Source organism: Paenibacillus sp. Negev47, from assembly GCF_058313655.1.
The window spans coordinates 2,097,350-2,115,412 of record NZ_CM177754.1 but is presented as its reverse complement, the minus strand read 5'-3'; the positions used below and the strand labels follow the sequence as shown (position 1 = coordinate 2,115,412).

Genomic DNA, 18,063 nt, shown 5'->3' with positions numbered 1-18,063 from the left:
CATGCGAACCCTCGTAGCCAAATTTAACTTCACAAACTACTGTAGCTCCATCTACATCTGTTTAAATGTAACTTCTCCGTTCATCCAAATCTATAATTAATAATTTATATCCTCCTTTATATATACTTTGTAATTTCGATTCGGTTTCAATGATATCCTACGCCGCTTCTTGTAGCCCTAGAATTTCTACATCGAAAAAGGATATGCGGTCCGTCTTGTTTTACCGCTTGTGAGCATCCCAAAATCGAACCTATTAGTTAAAGTAGCGAAGAAAATGGTGAGTGAGGGACGTCCAGTACCCAGTTATTCCTATTAGGAAAGTGGCATACGTGTAGCCGATGCTGCCCTACTGACACAAAAAAAAAGAACCATCAAATTGTTTGATGGCATCTTCGAGTGCGTAACCTATACGAACCAAAATTAAAACTATAAATTTATGCCACAGGTTACTTGTGACAGAAGCTATGATTATTAATGTGATTACAATCAATGATCCTTTTAGAAACTTCAACTCTATTCATCCTGACGTTATTCTATATTTCCGAAAAAACTTCTTTCGTGTAAAGTTCGGTTAATGTATTGGCCTCTTCCTGCCAAAGTGATTTATAACACTCCGTTCAAGCCACCGAATAACCGCCCTAGAACATCAAAATATATTATGATGAAAGACAATAATATAGATATGGGTAGTATAATCAAAATTTTAAGTCTGCTCGTAGGAACAAAAAATAATAAAACAATGACCATGATTAGATATATTCCCATAAGTATTGGGATCAAATAGTAATGAGTATGCTCGGGCAAGTAAGCGTCGCGCAATTGATACCCTTCGGACAGTAGAGCTGTGGTTGGAAGGGACAAAACTAAACTAGGTACAAATCCATTGCCACGTGCATACCACATCACATAAGCACATACCGGAGATATCACTGCACACATCCCCCAAAAAACAATCTCTCTCATTGGAACGAAATGTAGGAAAAACACTGTGTATAGATAATAAACGGTTAGCAGCGATACAAAAAAGGAGAATACCTTAACTGCTGCTAGTTTAGGAGAATAACTAAAAACCGATATGAGTGTTGCAACAAAAATCCAAATACCTAGACGCCCACCAATATCGTCAAATATGGGGTTAGTCCCCTGAGCATCTACAAGCTTTGCCGCTAAACCTAAAATCACCCCGATCGTTATCGCACTTACAATTGAAAAAGCTTTTTGTTTAGTACTTGATTGGTTTTCAACTCTAATTTGACTTAACTCATTATGTATTCCCACTTCAATCCTCCAACTTCCATAATTCCTATATTCTAACACAATCGGTCCGGCCTGTAGAATCTGTTTGATCTGTTCCTCAGATAAATTTCATTGATATTCGTCTAAAACGGTTCTATGTATCCACTCTATCCGACCCTGGTCCTTACGGAACAAAAACTCCTTCTTTATCGCCTGGGTCGTTATATCTAAGTTACTTTATCCACTCGTCAATCTTCTATTACCTGAAGTTAGGTCGTTATTCTCATTATCTCAATGCTCCATTTTGCTATGATTATTATTACTTTGGGCTTAAGTTCATTCCACCAATACCATAACAGTGATATTTTTTTCAAATAACAACCAGGTGGGGTTGATGTTCTTATTTAATTATATTTTAGAGAGAAAGGGTGTCCCTTACATGTTTATTGTTCAATTACTACTTGCTATCGCACTTTTGGGCAGCTCAGGCAGCTCAAATTATGCCACTTCTACACAACTAGAAATCAACAACCAATCACAGCCTATGGATGCTTCTCCTGAACAGGTCATGGAAACTGGTTTAGAACCTTTCCGGTCCGAACGCAATTATAATGGATGGGAGCCAGAACTCGATGAATTCGAGCAGGCCGCCAGCATGCTTGAAGATAAGCTTTACCAGAGTGCTGTATCACCGATCCTATCCAAACCTGGCGATACAGGGACTTTCGATTACGGCGGACATCTGAAATTGCTAAAGTCTGTACCTCTGGATGCACGTTTTGAACGTGGGCCACTAACCATTCATGTTGTTCATGCTCAATTATTAGAGGCCAGCGATATTCCTGAGGATTCACAGAAAAACATTTCCATTCTGAATCGAGAAGATATCGGTTCTAAGATCACTTATATCAATATCCTCTACACTGTGGAAAATACAACCGATCAGAATATCGGTTTTTACGGCTTAAACTCCGTTCATCCAAACACGGGCAAACCGATCTCCGCAGATCGCAATTTTATGAGAAAATCATATGTCTATAATCAATATGATGGCATAGTCATTGATAATACGAGTTATGGTTTGGTATATACCGATGACCCGAATGAGCTGGAATCCATTGAACTTGTGTTCAATAAAATCTATGACTACGACACTGGAAAAACCATTGTAGAGCCCACTTCGTTGAACATTCCTTTTAACTTTTAAGAGTAGTGCCCACCCACGTCTCAGCCCTTTTTCAAACAAGTAATATTCAGCAGTTTCGCTCAAATAAACAAACCCCCGGCAACGCTTCTGCATTCAGCAGCGTACAGCCGGAGGTTCATGATTATATTCACCTTTTTTTATGGTTTAAATACGATCACGGTATAACCATCCTATGGTGTTCAACTTAGGGTCAGATGACTATCACTTTATGGCCTGCCATCCACTGTATTTTAATGCATGATTTCTTTCTTGTTTACCTTCATGCCAGACAATGACTGATCAAACATGTCAAGAACAAATAAGAATCGTTCGGCTTCACGAAAAACGTGGTCTGCTAATAAGGGGTGAATGATGCTTTTGATTCGACACTCCTCAATTAAGTCGCGTGCAGTCTTCTTAAAGTCTCGTAACGATTGAACTGAAACGCGGTTTTCATCAACAAATTGACTTAGTAAGGGATGGGTTTGCGATTGTGGACGCATGGAACTTAAATCGATGGCTTGGAACATCAGCGTATCAAAATCTTGACTAAATTCCCTTGCTTGTTCCACAAGTTTTCGCTCGGATGGATCAAGAAGATGACCTATAAATTTCGCATGGTCTGCCATGATTTTGAGAAAAAATACATTTTCATCGATAATCGCATCAGGTAATGGCTCAAGTCTCCCGCTATTGAGTTCCTCTAACCGATTTCTAAAGTAATTGGCTTCTCGGCTAACATGATCTACAAGCAAAGGGAAATTGGTTCCCCCTGGAAGTTGACACCGTAGTATAAGCCCAAGTACTTTTCTTTTAAATGCCCATATGTGTGCAGCCGCATTGTGAACTTCTGAATTAAACTGTCTAATGGTTTGCGGATCCGTATCTGCTTGAAAAGAATGTGATCTTCTTTCGATATCCTCAAAGATTGCATGGAATTGATTGGCCTCATTAATTAACTGCGTATCTTCACACCTAAATCCTAGTCGAAGAAAAAAGGAATGTTCTTTCATAATGCGTGACCAAAAACGTATCTCGTCTAATGATTTGACAACAAAAGGATCCGACAAACCTTATCCCACCTTTCAGCACACTTAATAAGTAGACCATTTAAATATGCCATGATAGCAGAGTATATGGGGACGCCATGTTTCAATATGCTACCGAAAAATAAAAAATCAAGATTAATAAGGTGTGAATTTAAATACTTTTTACAATTGCCTTCTGAGTGAGGGAAATATACGGGTATAGTTCACAAACCCACCTACAGGGATTGGATTTCACACTAAACACGCAAAAGGACGGATCCTAATGGATCCGCCTTTTTGCGTGTTTAACAGATTTATAACTAAAACTGCCTTCTATTTACTTTTTAGTCTTTTTGGTCTTATTCGGAAGTATTCCTACAGCCCGTGCAGCAGCCGCGCTCTTTTCTACAAACGCAACTGGATTATCAATTGACTCCCAGTGAATATATTTGAATTGAATAACGCGTCTGCATTCAGCAGCGTACAGCCGGGGGTAATTTAATATTTACAATTGGAAAATCATCTCCGAGATCGATGAAGGGAATTCCACGGATTTTTTATCGGGAAGGTCTTGGTGATCAAATCGCTGATTCCTCCACCCGCATAGCGGGTGTTTTTTTGTTTCGCGCGTTTCACGCACTCAACTGACTTAAGCCATAAGAAAAAAGCCACCATGTAGGCGACTTTGGTCAAGTAGATTGTTTGTAAGAATAGCATCTTTAACGGTGAATGCTTTTAATCTTTTATTGCATGCTTGTCTATTGAAAAATCTTTAATCCAATCGGAGCATACCCTCATTGATAAAGATCTCACACCGGATTAATCATTCAGCAGCCGCGGCCATTTTCGTGATCTTGTCAGCAATATCTTCGGCCTGTAACAGGGATGAGAATGAATCCGCCGCGAAGTATTTCTCCATTTCAATCTCAATCACATGATTATTTTTGACCGCATCTAAGGATGCCCACGTCGCTGGAAGATTGGTTGGCTCTTGGCCTTCAACTTTGAGCACAATGACGTAATCGCCCACATAATCGTTTACAGTCTCCCATGACACTTCAATACGATCCTCATTTTTGTCAATGATATCACTTTTTACTTTAGGTGTTGGATTCAGACCCAAGATATCGTATGTAGCTCTTCCCCCACGCTCCCCTGCATTGCCGATCACCATCAAAAATTTGTCTACCGTGACGTAATCTACAATGGAGATCGTTGCATCTTTTGGAATGACATTTTTGATTTTATTGCGGGCAGCTTCGGTACGTTTTACAAAATCTGCATTCCACTTCTCAGCTTCTTCTTGTCGACCCAGGATATCGCCCATTGCCGTAATTTCTTCCTGAATGGTGGAGTACTTGCTTGTCTCAAATACGACGGTTGGTGCAATTTTGGAGTAACTTTCATAGGCTGCCGGATTCCAAGTAATAATTACATCGGGAGACAAGTCCAACACCTTCTCCAAAGAAATACTTCCCTCCAACCCAATATCTTCAACGGTGTCAGGCAAATAAGGTTTTAGAAACTTTGCAAAGTTCATTTGTGTACTGGACGCGCCAACTGGCGTTACGCCTACAGCTAAGACCGGACCCAAGTCCCAGTCCACCACAACACGTTTGGGATGTACCGGAACACTCACTTCTCCCATGACCGTTGATAATTTACGCGTGCTCGTATCTTCTTTGGCCTCGTTGGAAGACACATTTTGAGTAGACTCTGCACTCTGATTTGAATTTCCACCTGCTACTCCTTGATTATTCGTTCGACTGGAGTTCCCACTTGTGCAGGCTGAAAGTATAATCGTAAAACATAACATGAGTGTTAATACCATCTTCGATCTTGTTCCTTTAAACATCTGCCAATCTCCTTCTGTTTTATATTGATAATGATTATCATTAATAACATAACAAGAAGAAGAATCTTTGCCCATAGAGGATACGAACCCTTCCCATGGACTATCTGAATCGGACAAGCTATCCTTCATTTTCTTTTTATATTGACTCGGTGTCATCCCGACCTGCTTCTTGAACAGACGTGTGAAATAAAAAACATCACTATACCCTACACTTGAAGCAATCTCCTGTGCGATGGCATCTGTCCGAATCATTAATTCCTTCGCTTTAGCCATCCGCGCCTGAATCACATATTCGATAGGACTTCTCCCCGTACGGAGTTTGAATTGCTTCGATAAATATTGAATGCTGTAATTCCATAGTTCGGCCAATGACTCAAGCGAAATCGATTCATTGTAATGTTCATGAATGTACTGGATAATCTCTTCTACCATATCCGTTTCTTTTGAAGAAACCCCTTGAAGCTTAAGTTGCTGAACAAGTGTGTATACGAACTGGTAAAAGCCGATTTTCACATGAAAACGTTCAAACACCTGTCTACGGCTCCATTCCTCGTACATTGAATCCACATGGCGATATAGATTGAGCGGAGCGAGAGGCTGGTAGGCATACGGTAACTGAAAGGGGTTATTCATGTCATAGTTGTTCTGAATTTCTTTACTAGCTTTGGGAGACATACTACCTCTATATAAAATGTAATAGTACGTGACCTCATCTTGTCCAGCTTCGATTCTGATCCTGCTTCCTTTTCCTGCATGCAGTAGATAAAACCGTTTAAATATATGTATATCATCATCTAATGAAATGGAGCCTTGTCCCTGCACGATATATATAAAACCGCTGACTGGGAGATGGTATTGTTGCTTCTCCCCAATGCTTATTACAAGTTGGCGAATATCCACCAGCTGAATCGATGAATTGTCCCACATTTGAATATACTCTTCCCAGTTCACTATTTTTCTCCCCCGATTGACCCCATACTGAACTTGTTATTCAGTAATAAATCCCTTTGTAATCCTTTGATGATATTCGATAACGATAATCATTGTCAATTGAAAAGAGGGACATCAAGATACGGAAGAAATCCCCGCACTCCTCGCCTACACAAGCAAAATATAAAACAAACCCCGGTAGCACGTCTGCATTCAGCAGCGTACAGCCGAGGTTCACCATTATCATTTCAAATGTTACACTACCTATCTCTACCTAACTCACCGCGTAAAATCATGCTGACCAATCGTCAGCAGCGTCGGCCTGCTCTTGCTCCACACCGAAGTGGCAATCTTCGGATTGTAATAATAGAGCGCTCCGTTCGTAGGATCAGCACCATTTAAAGCTTTGCGAGCAGCCCTGTAAGAGGTCTGGGTTGGCTTGGTATTAAATTGCCCATCGTCTATCGCAGTGAACTGACCTTTCTGAAAGATGACCTCCGAGATGGATGAAGGGAATTCATCAGACTGCACCCGATTCAACACAACCGCTCCTACAGCGACTTGCCCTTCAAAAGATTCTCCGCGCGCCTCACCATGGATCAGCTTCGCCAACTGGCGCAGCGTTTCGCCCTCAGCTTTGGCCTTTTTGTTCAGCCTGTTCAGCGTCGCAGGACCTGCCACGCCATCTGCACTTAGTCCCTGATCCTGCTGGAACTCACGGACAGCACCTTTGGTAATCGAACCATAATATCCAGTCATTCCGACGTCGAAGTACCCCAGATCGCTTAATTGCTCCTGCAATTGCAGCACATGCTCGCTACGAATGCCCTGTTCCAGCTTCTGCGCTCCTGCAGAAGGAGCTACCACGGTCAATCCCAGCGTCATCGCACAGGCACCGAGAAGCACGCTGACCCGCCCTGCTCTTTTGCCAGCCGTTCTTCCCTTCCCATGAGTGACTTTCCGACTGACGGTGATAGGTTCCATGTTGCCAGCAATCGCTAACAGATCCAGCCCCTCATTCGTGCTATCTAATTCAGTTATCATATTCTTTTCATTCATTTCATTCGTTCGATCCATTCCAATATTGTTCTTCATCATTCCATTAACCTCCACTTTTCTGAATCCAGATTCCACTTCTTTCCCCTGAATCCTCACGGCCCTACATCCCGAGTGTCATTATAGGATATAGAAAAAATGAAGTCTATCGGACCGATGACGCAGTGAAAAAACGACGCTGAACATAGCAAAAAGAGGCATGAGCCCATGGTCACACCATGGTCATACCCCTTCTTCTATCAACCTTGTACCGCTTGTCCAACCCGGCATTTCCGTAGGCTGGCAGACCCGTACAAAAGTTGCGCTTGAATATAATGACAATTACTCAGCTAGTTCCTGACCCTTTGTTTCCCGGCCCCAGAACAGCACAGCGGCTGCGCCAATGAGGATTGTCACGAAGAAAATCGTGAAAATCAGGCTGATTGCCACTTCGCGCTGAACCAGCATACCGACCATTAATGGGGCAAGTACGCCACCGATCCGGCCAACCGATGTAGCTAGACCCACACCTGTCGAACGAACAGATGTCGGGTACAATTCCGGGCTGTAGGCGTACAGGCCACCCCAAGCTCCCAGATTGAAGAAGGAAAGACAGATCCCTGCGGTCAGGATCGTCGCTTCCGTTGTTGCCAGTCCGAACGCAATCGCACTGAATGCAGTCAAAGTAAGATACACAACAAGTACGAACTTGCGACCGTAACGTTCAATGAAGTACGCCGCGGTGAAGTACCCTGGCAACTGTGCGATCGTCATGATCAGCACGTACTGGAAGCTTTTAACCAACGTAAATCCTTTCGCCATCACAACCGAAGGCAACCACAGGAACATCCCATAATAAGAGAAAATGACGGTAAACCACAAAATCCAAAGCATCAACGTTGTACGGCGATGTGGTGCTGACCAGACGGTAGCCACTTTCTCGCGGAACGTGATTTTATGAAGCTTGGTATGATTCTTGTAGCGCGGCGGGTCCTGAATGGCACGACGCAGATACAGTGCATAGAACGCCGGAAGTGCACCGATGGCAAAAGCAATTCTCCATCCATACTCCGGGATGACAAAGTTGGCTATGAGCGCGGATACAATCCAGCCCCCAGCCCAGAAACTTTCCAATAACACAACGGCACGTCCCCGCTCCGCTGTAGGCATCGACTCCGATACCAGTGTCGATGCCACGGGCAGCTCTCCGCCGAGTCCGATACCCGCGACCAAACGTAGTGCACACAATACGGCGAACCCAGTCGCCAGTGCAGATAGACCGCTTGCAATCGTGAAGATTAGCAAGGTCCACATCAGTATGGCCTTCCGTCCAAAACGGTCCGCAAGTGCACCTGCAAGCAAAGCACCTAGCGCCATACCGATGGAGTTAATACTCGTAAGCACTCCGACTTGTCCGGGACTGAGACTCCATTCCTTGGCGAGTGCAGCCACGATAAAGGAGATCATGCCGACTTCCATCGCATCAAACAGCCAGCTCATGCCGGCACTGAACAGCAGCTTGCGCTGCTTGGGATTCCGCAATACTTCCAGTTTGCTCATCACTTATAGCTCCCTTGATCTCTATGTAGTCATTCTGACACTAAATCATTATTATGCAGAATGCTCCAGAAATCAATGCAAAATAAGCTTTTCCTTCCGATTTCTGCGATAACTCACCCCTTGAGTGAACCCGCTGTCAGACCTGCAACAAAGTAACGCTGAAGCAGCAGGAACAGCGCGATCATCGGAATGGCCGTTACCAGCACACCCGTGAGCATCATCGGATAGTTCGTCACGTATTCTCCGCGGAACTGCATAAGCGCGAGCGGTAACGTTAGCTTGGACTTACTGCTGAGCATCAGCATCGGAATAAGCAAGTCATTCCATACCATGACGAGCAGGAACGTAGCCGTTGCCGCCAGCGAAGGTGCAGCCAGTGGCAGTGCAATCCGGGTATAGAGCCTCCATTCGCTTGCTCCATCCATACTGCCCGCTTCCAAAATCTCCGAATTGAGCATGCGCATGAAGCCTGTCAACATAAATACAGAGACAGGCATCAGCATCGCGGCGGATACGACGATCAATCCCGTCAGACTGTCCGACCATCCGAGCGTACGCGTGAGGGAGTAGATTGGCAGCATACTCACCTGGGAAGGAACGATCAGACCGGCTACGAACAGAGCAAACACGATTTTGCCTACGCTGCCGCCCCAGCGGACTATGGCGTAAGCGATCATGCTGCTCAGCAATAACTCTATTGCAACCGTACCAAGCGTTACGACCAGACTGTTCCCGAAATATTGCCACATCGGCTGGTTACGGAACATCCCGGTAATGTTATCCCACGTAAACGGGTCCGGCCAACTGAACGGACTGGTGAAGAAGTTGCTGCTTGTTTTGAACGAGGATACGAATACAAAGTACAGCGGCACCAGGATCAGCAGTGCGTACACCAATAAGATCAGGCGATTGAACCATTTTAAGAACATGTGAACTCCCTTCTGCCTCGGTTGCAGGATGAATGCTCCAACATCAACCTCAATAGCTTACCCGGTCAGCGCGTAGTGCCTTGAACTGCAATAACGTCAAGAGCGCGAGCAACACCAGGAAGATCATGGAACCGGCAGAAGCCAGACCAAATGAATAGCTGCCAAAGGCGGTATGATAGATATATGTTGTCAAAATTTCAGTTGCGTAATTCGGGCCTCCGTCCGTCATTGTGAAAATGAGGTCAAATGCCTTGAACGACTGAATGGTCGTATAAGCCACAACAATCGTTGCCGAAGGTGCCAGCAGCGGCCAAGTCACGGTACGGAATACCTGCCATTTGCTGCCGCCGTCCATACGAGCCGCTTCATACAGTTCTGCCGGAATGCCTTGCAGACCTGCAATGAATACGATCATCATCTGCCCAGCATGGGCCCAGACTTGCACCGCAGCGATGGAATAGATAGCGATCTTCGGATCACCAATCCAGTTACGGGCGATGCTGTTCATCCCCGCTTCATTTAGTCCATAGTTGATCAATCCGATAGATGGATCATACATGAATGCCCAGATCAATCCGACCGATACGGAGGACAGAATCGCAGGCAGGAAATACAATGCCCGAAGCACAATGCGTGTCTTGGTATTACGTACCAGGAGCAGAGCCAGGACAAGTGAAATAAAGGTTTGTGCAATAACAACCGTTAACATGAATTCCACGTTGTTGCCGAAGGCTTTGCGGAATACGATGCTGCTGAGACTGTCCTTGTAATTATCCAGCCCTACAAATGCATACGACGGGGATACCCCGTCCCAATCCGTAAAGGAGTAGAACAGCCCCGTCAATGTAGGAAATACGAACAATCCAATGTACAGCAGCAACCCAGGGATCAGAAACAGGGATAGCTGAAGACGGTTTTTCATCGTTTATTTCCCGATATGCTGATCAATGATCGCTTGTGCCTGCTGTGCTGCTTCTTCTGGAGAAGTGCCGCTCAGCACGGCCTGAATGGAGTTGGTTACGGCTTTTTGATTGTCTCCGTTCAGGATGGTGAACCGTGGCTGGAACACGGTCTTTTTGCTTGCCCAATCTCCCGCTACCTGAAGCTCAGGTGTATCATACTTCACATCATTTACCGTTACATTCTGTCCCGTTTGGTTGGCGTATTCGCCAGCCACTTCCGGATTGCTTAGGAATTCGATGAACTTCTTCGCTTCTTCCGGGTGTTTTGACTTGCTGTTCACCGCGAGCATGAATGTGGTCGTATGAACCCCTTCATACTTCGCCTGATCTGCACTTACCGTAATCGGTGCAAGCAATTTTTGCTCCAAGTTCGGATTCTGCTGCTTGTTCTGAGCCAATTGATACGATCCGCTTGCCAGCATCGCTGCTTTCTCTTGAATAAACAGCGCTCCAGCCGCAGGGTCCTTCGTGCCCAAAGCATCCTGCTGGAAATAACCTTTATCGTTCAGTTCCTTTAATTGAGTCAATGTTTTCACCCAAAACTCATCCGTCAGTTTGGCTTCGCCCGCTTCTACTTTGGTAAAAATGTCGTCACTCGGTGCATTGTTCATCACCATTGTATTCATGAATTGCCCTGGACCAATATCCGCTCCGGCAAAGGCAATCGGAATGATGCCATTGTCTTTCAGCTTCTGGCAAAGTGCCAGGAAGCCTTCCCAATCGGTTGGCGGCGTCAAGCCGTATTGTTCAAACAGTTTCACATTATAGATTGGATCGTTATATACGAGTTGGTATGGAATCGCATATTGTTTGCCATCGTGCTGTCCTGATTCAATCAGCTTTGAATTGTAAGCCGACAGGAACGATGATCCGGTCAGATCCGTGAACAAGCCAGCTTTGGTGAAAGCTTCGAACTGTGCACCCGGGAAGGATGCAAATACATCCCCTACCGAACCGTCACTGATTTTGGATTGAACGGTGGATTGGTATTGATCGGAGGGTAGCGTCTGCATCTCCACTTTGATGTTCGGATTTGCTGTCTCAAATGCGTCAATGCTCTTATTCAATGCTTCCACATCTTCTCCACGCCAGTGCATGAAGCTGAGGGTCACTTTGCCTGAACCTGAAGAGCCGTTCTCTCCAGATGACGCGTTATCCCCACCGCCGCAAGCTGACAGCAGGATGGACATGACCAGCATACTGACAAGGGGCAGGATCAATTTTTTATTTTTTTTCATGAAAAGGTGACCTCCTGAGGATGCTTGATATTTTAACTAAAGAATATTTATACTGACCACTCCGATGACAGAATAACCTTCCGATCACTGTTACCCCCAGATTTATTTGATTCCTTTTTATAAAAGGAAAAATCCGGGGATAAAGGCGAACGCTTCGCTTCTTCACGTTATTTCTGTCCTCTCCGTTTTCGTATAAAAAGATTAGTTGAACTTACTTAATTGGTAGCAACTGAATGCTGCTTCTGTCTTGTTTTCCATTGCTCACGAATGATCGGCATCACTGTGCGGCCGAAGATTTCGGCTTCTTCCAGATGCGGGTAACCGGACAGAATGAACGTCGTTACGCCCAGATCTCCATATTCCATCAAGCGTTCAGCGACCTGTTCGGCTGTACCCACAATAAGGATCGCACCACCGGAACGTACAACGGACAAGCCTGTCCACAGGTTGGGACCTACGACAAACTGCTGCTTCTCGGACAGTTCCCGTAGCTCGTTCTGTCTGCGTTGGTTGGTTGCGTCCGTCTCCGCAAAAGCGGCTTTGGCTTTCTCAATGGCTTCTGGTGGTACTTGGCTAATAATCTCCCACGCTGCTGCCCATGCTTCTTCCTCGGTATCCCGAATGAGCACCTGGGCACGCATGCCGTAACGCAGCTGACGATCTTGTCCCGTTTCCTCTTTCACTTGCTGACGAATGACCTCAATCTCTTCGATCTGCTCCTGAATCCAGTCATGGGGCTCGCCCCACATCAGGAACGTATCCGCATGTTCAACAGCTACCTTCTTGGCAATCGGTGAACTTCCTCCCAGATAGAATGGTGGATGCGGGTTTTGCACCGTCTCCGGCATGCCTACCGGTCCTTTGAAGTTGTAATACTGGCCGTTGAATTCAGGATTGGGATCGCTGGGTGCATCTGCGCTAGAGTTCGAACCGCTTCCGGCAAACTCCGTCAGATTCAGTCCCGTCGATTGGGTCCATGAACGCTTCATCACTTCCATATACTCGCTCGCCCGCACATACCGCTCATCATGCGCATGTGCCAGTGGATCGCCGAGTTCCTCCAGATCTCGAACAGAACTACCTGTCACCACATTGATCATGGCGCGACCGCCAGAGAGCTGATCCAGTGCCGCTCCCATGCGTGCAGCCAGTACCGGTGTAACCAAACCTGGACGAATGGCGACAAGGGGACGCAATGTCTTCGTGTGACTCATCACAGCCGAGCCGACCACCCATGCGTCCAGACAGGCTCCCCCTGTCGGAATCAGTACAAATTCGAATCCTGCCTTCTCCGCCGTCTGTGCCACATCGACCAGATAATCCAGACTCGGCTCCCGCTCCGGGGCAACCCCTACATACCTACCATCCCCTGCTGTTGGCAAAAACCATCCAAACTTCATTTCTTCCTGTTCGCTCACAAAAGTCAATCCCTTCTATGATAAATTGCTCTAAAAATGTTTCACTCAAGCACTTCGGTTACAGAAAACCTTTCGAGCACTCTTGTCCCCAGATTTCTTCTCATTCCCCTTACATGGGGAAATCCGGGGACAAAGGCGCACGCTTCGCTTCTTCAGGTCCTTTCTGTCCCCTCCGTTGTCGTGTCATTCTTTAAATTGATTTATTAGGCATAAACAAACTTAAATGCCGATTAATTAACTTGGTTTAATAGGTATGGACATCATAACAATTGATTTGTCTGTGAGCAATGTCATTTCGCGGTAATTTCATTTTGTCATTTTGTGGTCTTTTCTCAGATTTAGGACTTCCTGATCTTGAATATATATAAAACCCACCTGTATAATGGGTTATAAGCGAAACTTTTAGATTATATAAACGATACTTGATATTAAAGAGGTGTTCCTGATGATCGAGAGCATGAAGGAGGACCACCATGAGTTTTTGGAACTTATTTTCTTCACGCCATCTGAATTCGAGAAAGCTGGTGGCGCCTGGCCGATTCGCATTGGCCGCAATATAGCCAAGACCAACTATCATATTGGCCCGCGTACTACGCCTTATCATTATTTGCTATTTGTGCTGGAGGGGGAAGGGACATTCATACAGAACGGACAGCGTCATGCCCTTCGAGCCAGGGATGCATTCTGTCTGTTTCCACATGTTCCCCATGAGTACTGGACTGATCCAGAGAACACGTTGCAGAAAATATTTATTGCCTTTGACGGTGCACATGCAGCCGAACTGCTGTCTCGAATTGGACTTACACCCGACTCACCGTACCGTTCAGGTGTACTGACCCCCGAGACTGCAAGCGCCATGCGCGCATTCATGGAGGATGTTCGCAAACCTCAGGATGGAGCGAGCGATCTGGGACGACTCACCCGGTTTTTGAATCTCTTTGACCGGATAGCCCGTTCCCCTGCAACCAAAGGACTGCAACCGGATTCAACCACACCTTGGCTTCAGAAAGGCAAGGATTACATGGACATTCATTTTGCAGGCGGCATCTCCGTGGAAGGTGTGTCCGCTCATGCTGGTGTGGATCGAACCCATTTTGCCAAACAGTTCCGCAAAGCCTATGGTGTCTCCCCTGTGCAATATATCCAGCAGCTGAAAATGAATCAGGCCAAACGCCTGCTCGTGCAGACGCCGCTAAGCTTAACAGAGGTGGCTCATTCCGTAGGTTATCCGGACTTGTTTTCCTTCTCCAAAGCATTTAAAAAGCACGTCGGTCTGCCTCCCAATCGCTATCGTACAGCGGAGAGTACTAAAGAGTAAAGGAGCGGCCTTTCGCTCCCCAGCCTATGATCCATATCTCGTGCGTGCTGCAGAATTCATTACTTAATCCACCACCAAAAAAGGCAAGTCCCTTCAACCCGGGACTTGCCTTCTTTCTATACTATAGTCTTGACCGCACGTACCAGGGACCAGAAACTTTTTTCGTCTACCTAACGCTATTCCTTCTTCTCATCCTTGCGCGCAAGTGGAATACCGTTCTCCTTTGCATACCATGCTTCATAATGATGCACAGCTACACCTGCAAAAGAAGAATGAGAGGAACCCAGATCGAACACCTTCGCCATTTCCTCATTCATATTGCTAACCGGTTTACGGAAAAAGGTCAGGTGATCCCCCTCATGTGTGTCCGCGAGTTCCGCTCCAATCCAAACCTTCTTGCCGAGCTCATCCGCTTCGTCCAGTTCTTCCTTGGACAGATCATACATCTGCTGCCCACTGTCCCGGTAAGCCATAATTGCCACCGCATCGAAGTGGGAGATCACCCAGCGACTGAATGTACCATCCCCTTCAGCCGACTGACGGGCATCAAGCCAGAACGGAATGGCAGCGCTCATATACAGTCCGGCATCCTCTCCTGCTTTTGTCCAGGACTTCATGTTGTTCTGCCACTCTGCAATAACGCTGCTCTCCTCGTTCTCCCAGCGCTTCAGTTGATAAGGCTCCACATCCAGTTGAATACCCTGAAAGCGTTCATTCTTGGCGGAAGCCGCATTGTATGCTCGTACCCGCTCAATAAAAGCAAGCCCTTCATCCCGTTTCTCCTCATAGGCCCAGTCTGCATGACCGTTTAGTCCATGCACTTCAATCTCAGCCTGCCGGGCAGCCGCAATGAATTTGCGATATGTTGCATCAGGCACCTCATCCTGTATTTGCAGGAAGATGGTATCCACACCCTGTTCTTTGGAAAAGGCGATAATCTCCGGCGTCTGCTCTGCAATAATGGACGCGTCCCACAGCCAGGTCGCTTTGTGTTCCTCCGTCGAGAACCATTTGAACATCCAGGACAGAAGCAGTAGGCACAACACCACAGCCAGAATGGCCCATTTCGCCATACCTACCAGCTTGCCCCGTTGCCTCATATATTTCCTCAGACGAGCAACGCTTCACTTGGCTCAAGCACAGGATGCTGTACCGAGTGACCAATCTTGTAGATATGCGGATGTGTGTATGAACGGAATGCATTACGTGTATCTAGAATCGGTACACCCATCTCGGCAATATCAAAGTAAGGCAAATCGCTGTGGTTGGTGATCAGCACGATGCAATCGTACTTCTTGAACTGCTCCAGATTGAACACTTCGCTGTGTACGGTCTCCCCATGCTTGTCCTGGAAGGAATCCGCGTGTGGATCGTAGTAGCCGACGTTGGCTCCACTTTCCTTGAACAGTTCATATACTTCCAGTCCTGGTGATTCACGCAGATCGGCAATATTTGGTTTGTACGACATGCCGAGTAGCAGAATATTGGATTTACGTACGGATTTAGCGTATTCGTTCAGAATCGTTGATGTTTTGTTCAACACATAATATGGCATGTTGTCATTGGTGGATTGCGCCAGCTCAATGAATTTGCTATAGAAACGGAAGCCTTTGGCCTTCCATGACAGATACATTGGATCCAGCGGAATGCAGTGTCCACCGATGCCTGGGCCTGGATAGAATGGCATGAAACCAAATGGTTTCGTCGCCGCCGCGTCAATAACTTCCCAGATATCAATGCCCATGCGGTCGCACATCATCGCCATTTCATTCACAAAGGCAATGTTCACGCTGCGGAATGTGTTCTCCAGCAATTTGGACATCTCAGCCACTTTCGGCGAAGATACCGGCACTACGGTTTCAACATACTTGCTATACAGTGCTGTTCCGAGCTTCAAGCAAGCTTCGGTCGTGCCCCCGATTACTTTCGGAGTATTATATGTCGTGAAGCGTCCGTTCGACGGGTCCACACGTTCAGGCGAGAAGCAGAGGAAGTAGTCTTTACCCGCTTCATGTCCGATCTTGTCCAGCTTCTGCTGAATCAATTCTTCGGTTGTACCTGGATAAGTAGTGCTCTCCAGTGTAATCAGCATACCTGGTTTCATATGCAGTTTGATCTGATCCACAACGGTCTCGATGTAAGACGTATCCGGGTCCTGATTCTCGCTGAGCGGTGTAGGTACGCAGATACTGAGTGCGTCAATCACACGCAGCATGCTGTAATCCGTCGTTGGCTGGAAACGGCCGCTTTGCATTACTTTTTTCAATTCATCAGACGAAATATCGTGAATATAGGAATCTCCTTGATAGATACTCTCAACTTTGGACGCATCCAGATCAATTCCGATTACCGTGAAACCTTGATTGACCATTTCCACGGCAAGTGGAAGTCCTACGTAACCGAGCCCGACGACGCCGAGTACAGCTTCTTTATTTTCAATTGCATTCAGTAATGTGTGGAATTGTTGATTCTCCATGATATTCCCTCCGGACAATGTATTTGGTGGTGCTTAAAATCCATGTAAATAGATGGTTGGCTACTGCTCTAAGCTGTCTTCTAATGAAGGCAGCGTCTAATTCGGGCATCCAGTTCTACAGGTGAGAACGGTTTGGTCATGTAATCATCCACTCCGCTTCGGAAGCACTGACTGATCGTCTGCTCTACACGTTGCTCGGTCAATACGACGATTTTGGGTGGCTGCTCCATCTCCAGATTCTGGATATGATGTATGAACGGCAGACCGTCGATGCCATATAGATTCAGTTCGGTGAGCACTAGATCAGGTGTGACTTTCTCAATCAACTCCAGTGCAGCCAGTCCATCGACAGCTTCATAGGTTTCATATCCCTGCATTTTCAGACGCAGCTGCAGGAATTCGCGTACCGTCGGATCGTTGTCCACAATCAAAATACGTTCCGGCTCGTCCGCCGTCGTGTCCAGCGTGTAGATATGAATCTCCGATGAATCTATAAGCTTCGAGGATTCAGCCATATGCTGAATGGTTGCCTTCGAAGGGCGCTCCCCCTCCGGGAAACTGGCCAGTGTAATCTGTGGATCGGCACCGGGAACGGTCTCTTGCAGCTCATGTTTGATCCGAAGCCCTTCATAGTGAACCTCATCCAGTGACAATCCTGGCAGCAGGACAGCAATCGCCTGAGTGGCCCCATCCGTCCACACCTGGAAAGCAGACTCGCTCGTCTGCTCCAGAAGTGTCCTGACCTGCTGCTCAGGTTGGGCATGTCCTGCACAATGGATGAACATTAAGCCGCATGTTTCGGCACCCATTTCCTTCAATCCCTGTTCTACACTTCGGTACACATTAACGGCAGCCTCACGCTGCAATGTCGCCGTATTTGGCATGTTCTTTT

General features: G+C 46.3%; 14 protein-coding genes. 2 read left to right on the top strand and 12 right to left on the bottom strand.

Annotated features, from left to right (window positions below; genetic code table 11):
* Positions 1 to 603 precede the first annotated feature (603 nt).
* Positions 604 to 1,278, bottom strand: coding sequence for a hypothetical protein (locus tag AC4G47_RS09810; protein WP_491105865.1), 675 nt, complete (start codon positions 1,276 to 1,278; stop codon positions 604 to 606).
* 397 nt (positions 1,279 to 1,675) lie between these two features.
* On the opposite strand from AC4G47_RS09810, the gene AC4G47_RS09805 reads away from it, so the two are divergent.
* Positions 1,676 to 2,443, top strand: coding sequence for a hypothetical protein (locus AC4G47_RS09805; protein WP_491105864.1), 768 nt, complete (start codon positions 1,676 to 1,678; stop codon positions 2,441 to 2,443).
* A 230-nt stretch (positions 2,444 to 2,673) separates the two neighbouring features.
* Here the strand turns inward: AC4G47_RS09805 and AC4G47_RS09800 are convergent, their stop codons facing one another.
* The 8 genes from AC4G47_RS09800 to AC4G47_RS09765 all read right to left on the bottom strand — a co-directional run bounded on the left by AC4G47_RS09800 (position 2,674) and on the right by AC4G47_RS09765 (position 13,359).
* Positions 2,674 to 3,435 carry a DUF2935 domain-containing protein gene (locus AC4G47_RS09800; RefSeq protein WP_240662101.1) on the bottom strand — a complete coding sequence of 254 codons (762 nt, stop codon included), beginning with the start codon at positions 3,433 to 3,435 and terminating at the stop codon, positions 2,674 to 2,676.
* A gap of 838 nt (positions 3,436 to 4,273) precedes the next feature.
* A complete protein-coding gene (locus tag AC4G47_RS09795) occupies positions 4,274 to 6,256 on the bottom strand; it encodes an AraC family transcriptional regulator (RefSeq protein ID WP_491105863.1) in 1,983 nt (660 codons plus the stop codon).
* Positions 6,257 to 6,514: 258 nt separating this feature from the next.
* Positions 6,515 to 7,120 (bottom strand): cell wall hydrolase, encoded by a 606-nt coding sequence (locus AC4G47_RS09790; RefSeq protein ID WP_491106677.1) that lies wholly within the window; start codon positions 7,118 to 7,120, stop codon positions 6,515 to 6,517.
* 492 nt (positions 7,121 to 7,612) lie between these two features.
* Positions 7,613 to 8,830 carry an MFS transporter gene (locus tag AC4G47_RS09785; protein ID WP_036614537.1) on the bottom strand — a complete coding sequence of 406 codons (1,218 nt, stop codon included), beginning with the start codon at positions 8,828 to 8,830 and terminating at the stop codon, positions 7,613 to 7,615.
* Positions 8,831 to 8,943: 113 nt separating this feature from the next.
* Positions 8,944 to 9,759 (bottom strand): carbohydrate ABC transporter permease, encoded by an 816-nt coding sequence (locus AC4G47_RS09780; RefSeq protein ID WP_036674932.1) that lies wholly within the window; start codon positions 9,757 to 9,759, stop codon positions 8,944 to 8,946.
* Positions 9,760 to 9,808: 49 nt separating this feature from the next.
* Positions 9,809 to 10,681 carry a carbohydrate ABC transporter permease gene (locus AC4G47_RS09775; protein WP_458123240.1) on the bottom strand — a complete coding sequence of 291 codons (873 nt, stop codon included), beginning with the start codon at positions 10,679 to 10,681 and terminating at the stop codon, positions 9,809 to 9,811.
* A 3-nt stretch (positions 10,682 to 10,684) separates the two neighbouring features.
* Positions 10,685 to 11,959: an ABC transporter substrate-binding protein gene (locus tag AC4G47_RS09770; protein WP_491105862.1), complete on the bottom strand. Its 1,275-nt coding sequence runs from the start codon at positions 11,957 to 11,959 to the stop codon at positions 10,685 to 10,687.
* A 215-nt stretch (positions 11,960 to 12,174) separates the two neighbouring features.
* Positions 12,175 to 13,359, bottom strand: coding sequence for an LLM class flavin-dependent oxidoreductase (locus tag AC4G47_RS09765; protein WP_491106676.1), 1,185 nt, complete (start codon positions 13,357 to 13,359; stop codon positions 12,175 to 12,177).
* Between the two features lie 463 nt (positions 13,360 to 13,822).
* On the opposite strand from AC4G47_RS09765, the gene AC4G47_RS09760 reads away from it, so the two are divergent.
* A complete protein-coding gene (locus AC4G47_RS09760; RefSeq protein WP_491105861.1) occupies positions 13,823 to 14,695 on the top strand; it encodes an AraC family transcriptional regulator in 873 nt (290 codons plus the stop codon).
* A 176-nt stretch (positions 14,696 to 14,871) separates the two neighbouring features.
* Here the strand turns inward: AC4G47_RS09760 and AC4G47_RS09755 are convergent, their stop codons facing one another.
* The 3 genes from AC4G47_RS09755 to AC4G47_RS09745 all read right to left on the bottom strand — a co-directional run bounded on the left by AC4G47_RS09755 (position 14,872) and on the right by AC4G47_RS09745 (position 18,055).
* Entirely contained in the window at positions 14,872 to 15,795 is a 924-nt protein-coding gene (locus AC4G47_RS09755) for a hypothetical protein (RefSeq protein WP_491105860.1), read from the bottom strand.
* An 8-nt stretch (positions 15,796 to 15,803) separates the two neighbouring features.
* Positions 15,804 to 17,171 carry a nucleotide sugar dehydrogenase gene (locus tag AC4G47_RS09750; protein WP_491105859.1) on the bottom strand — a complete coding sequence of 456 codons (1,368 nt, stop codon included), beginning with the start codon at positions 17,169 to 17,171 and terminating at the stop codon, positions 15,804 to 15,806.
* Positions 17,172 to 17,251: 80 nt separating this feature from the next.
* Positions 17,252 to 18,055, bottom strand: a complete 804-nt coding sequence (locus tag AC4G47_RS09745; RefSeq protein ID WP_491105858.1) for a response regulator transcription factor — start codon at positions 18,053 to 18,055, stop codon at positions 17,252 to 17,254.
* Positions 18,056 to 18,063 lie beyond the last annotated feature (8 nt).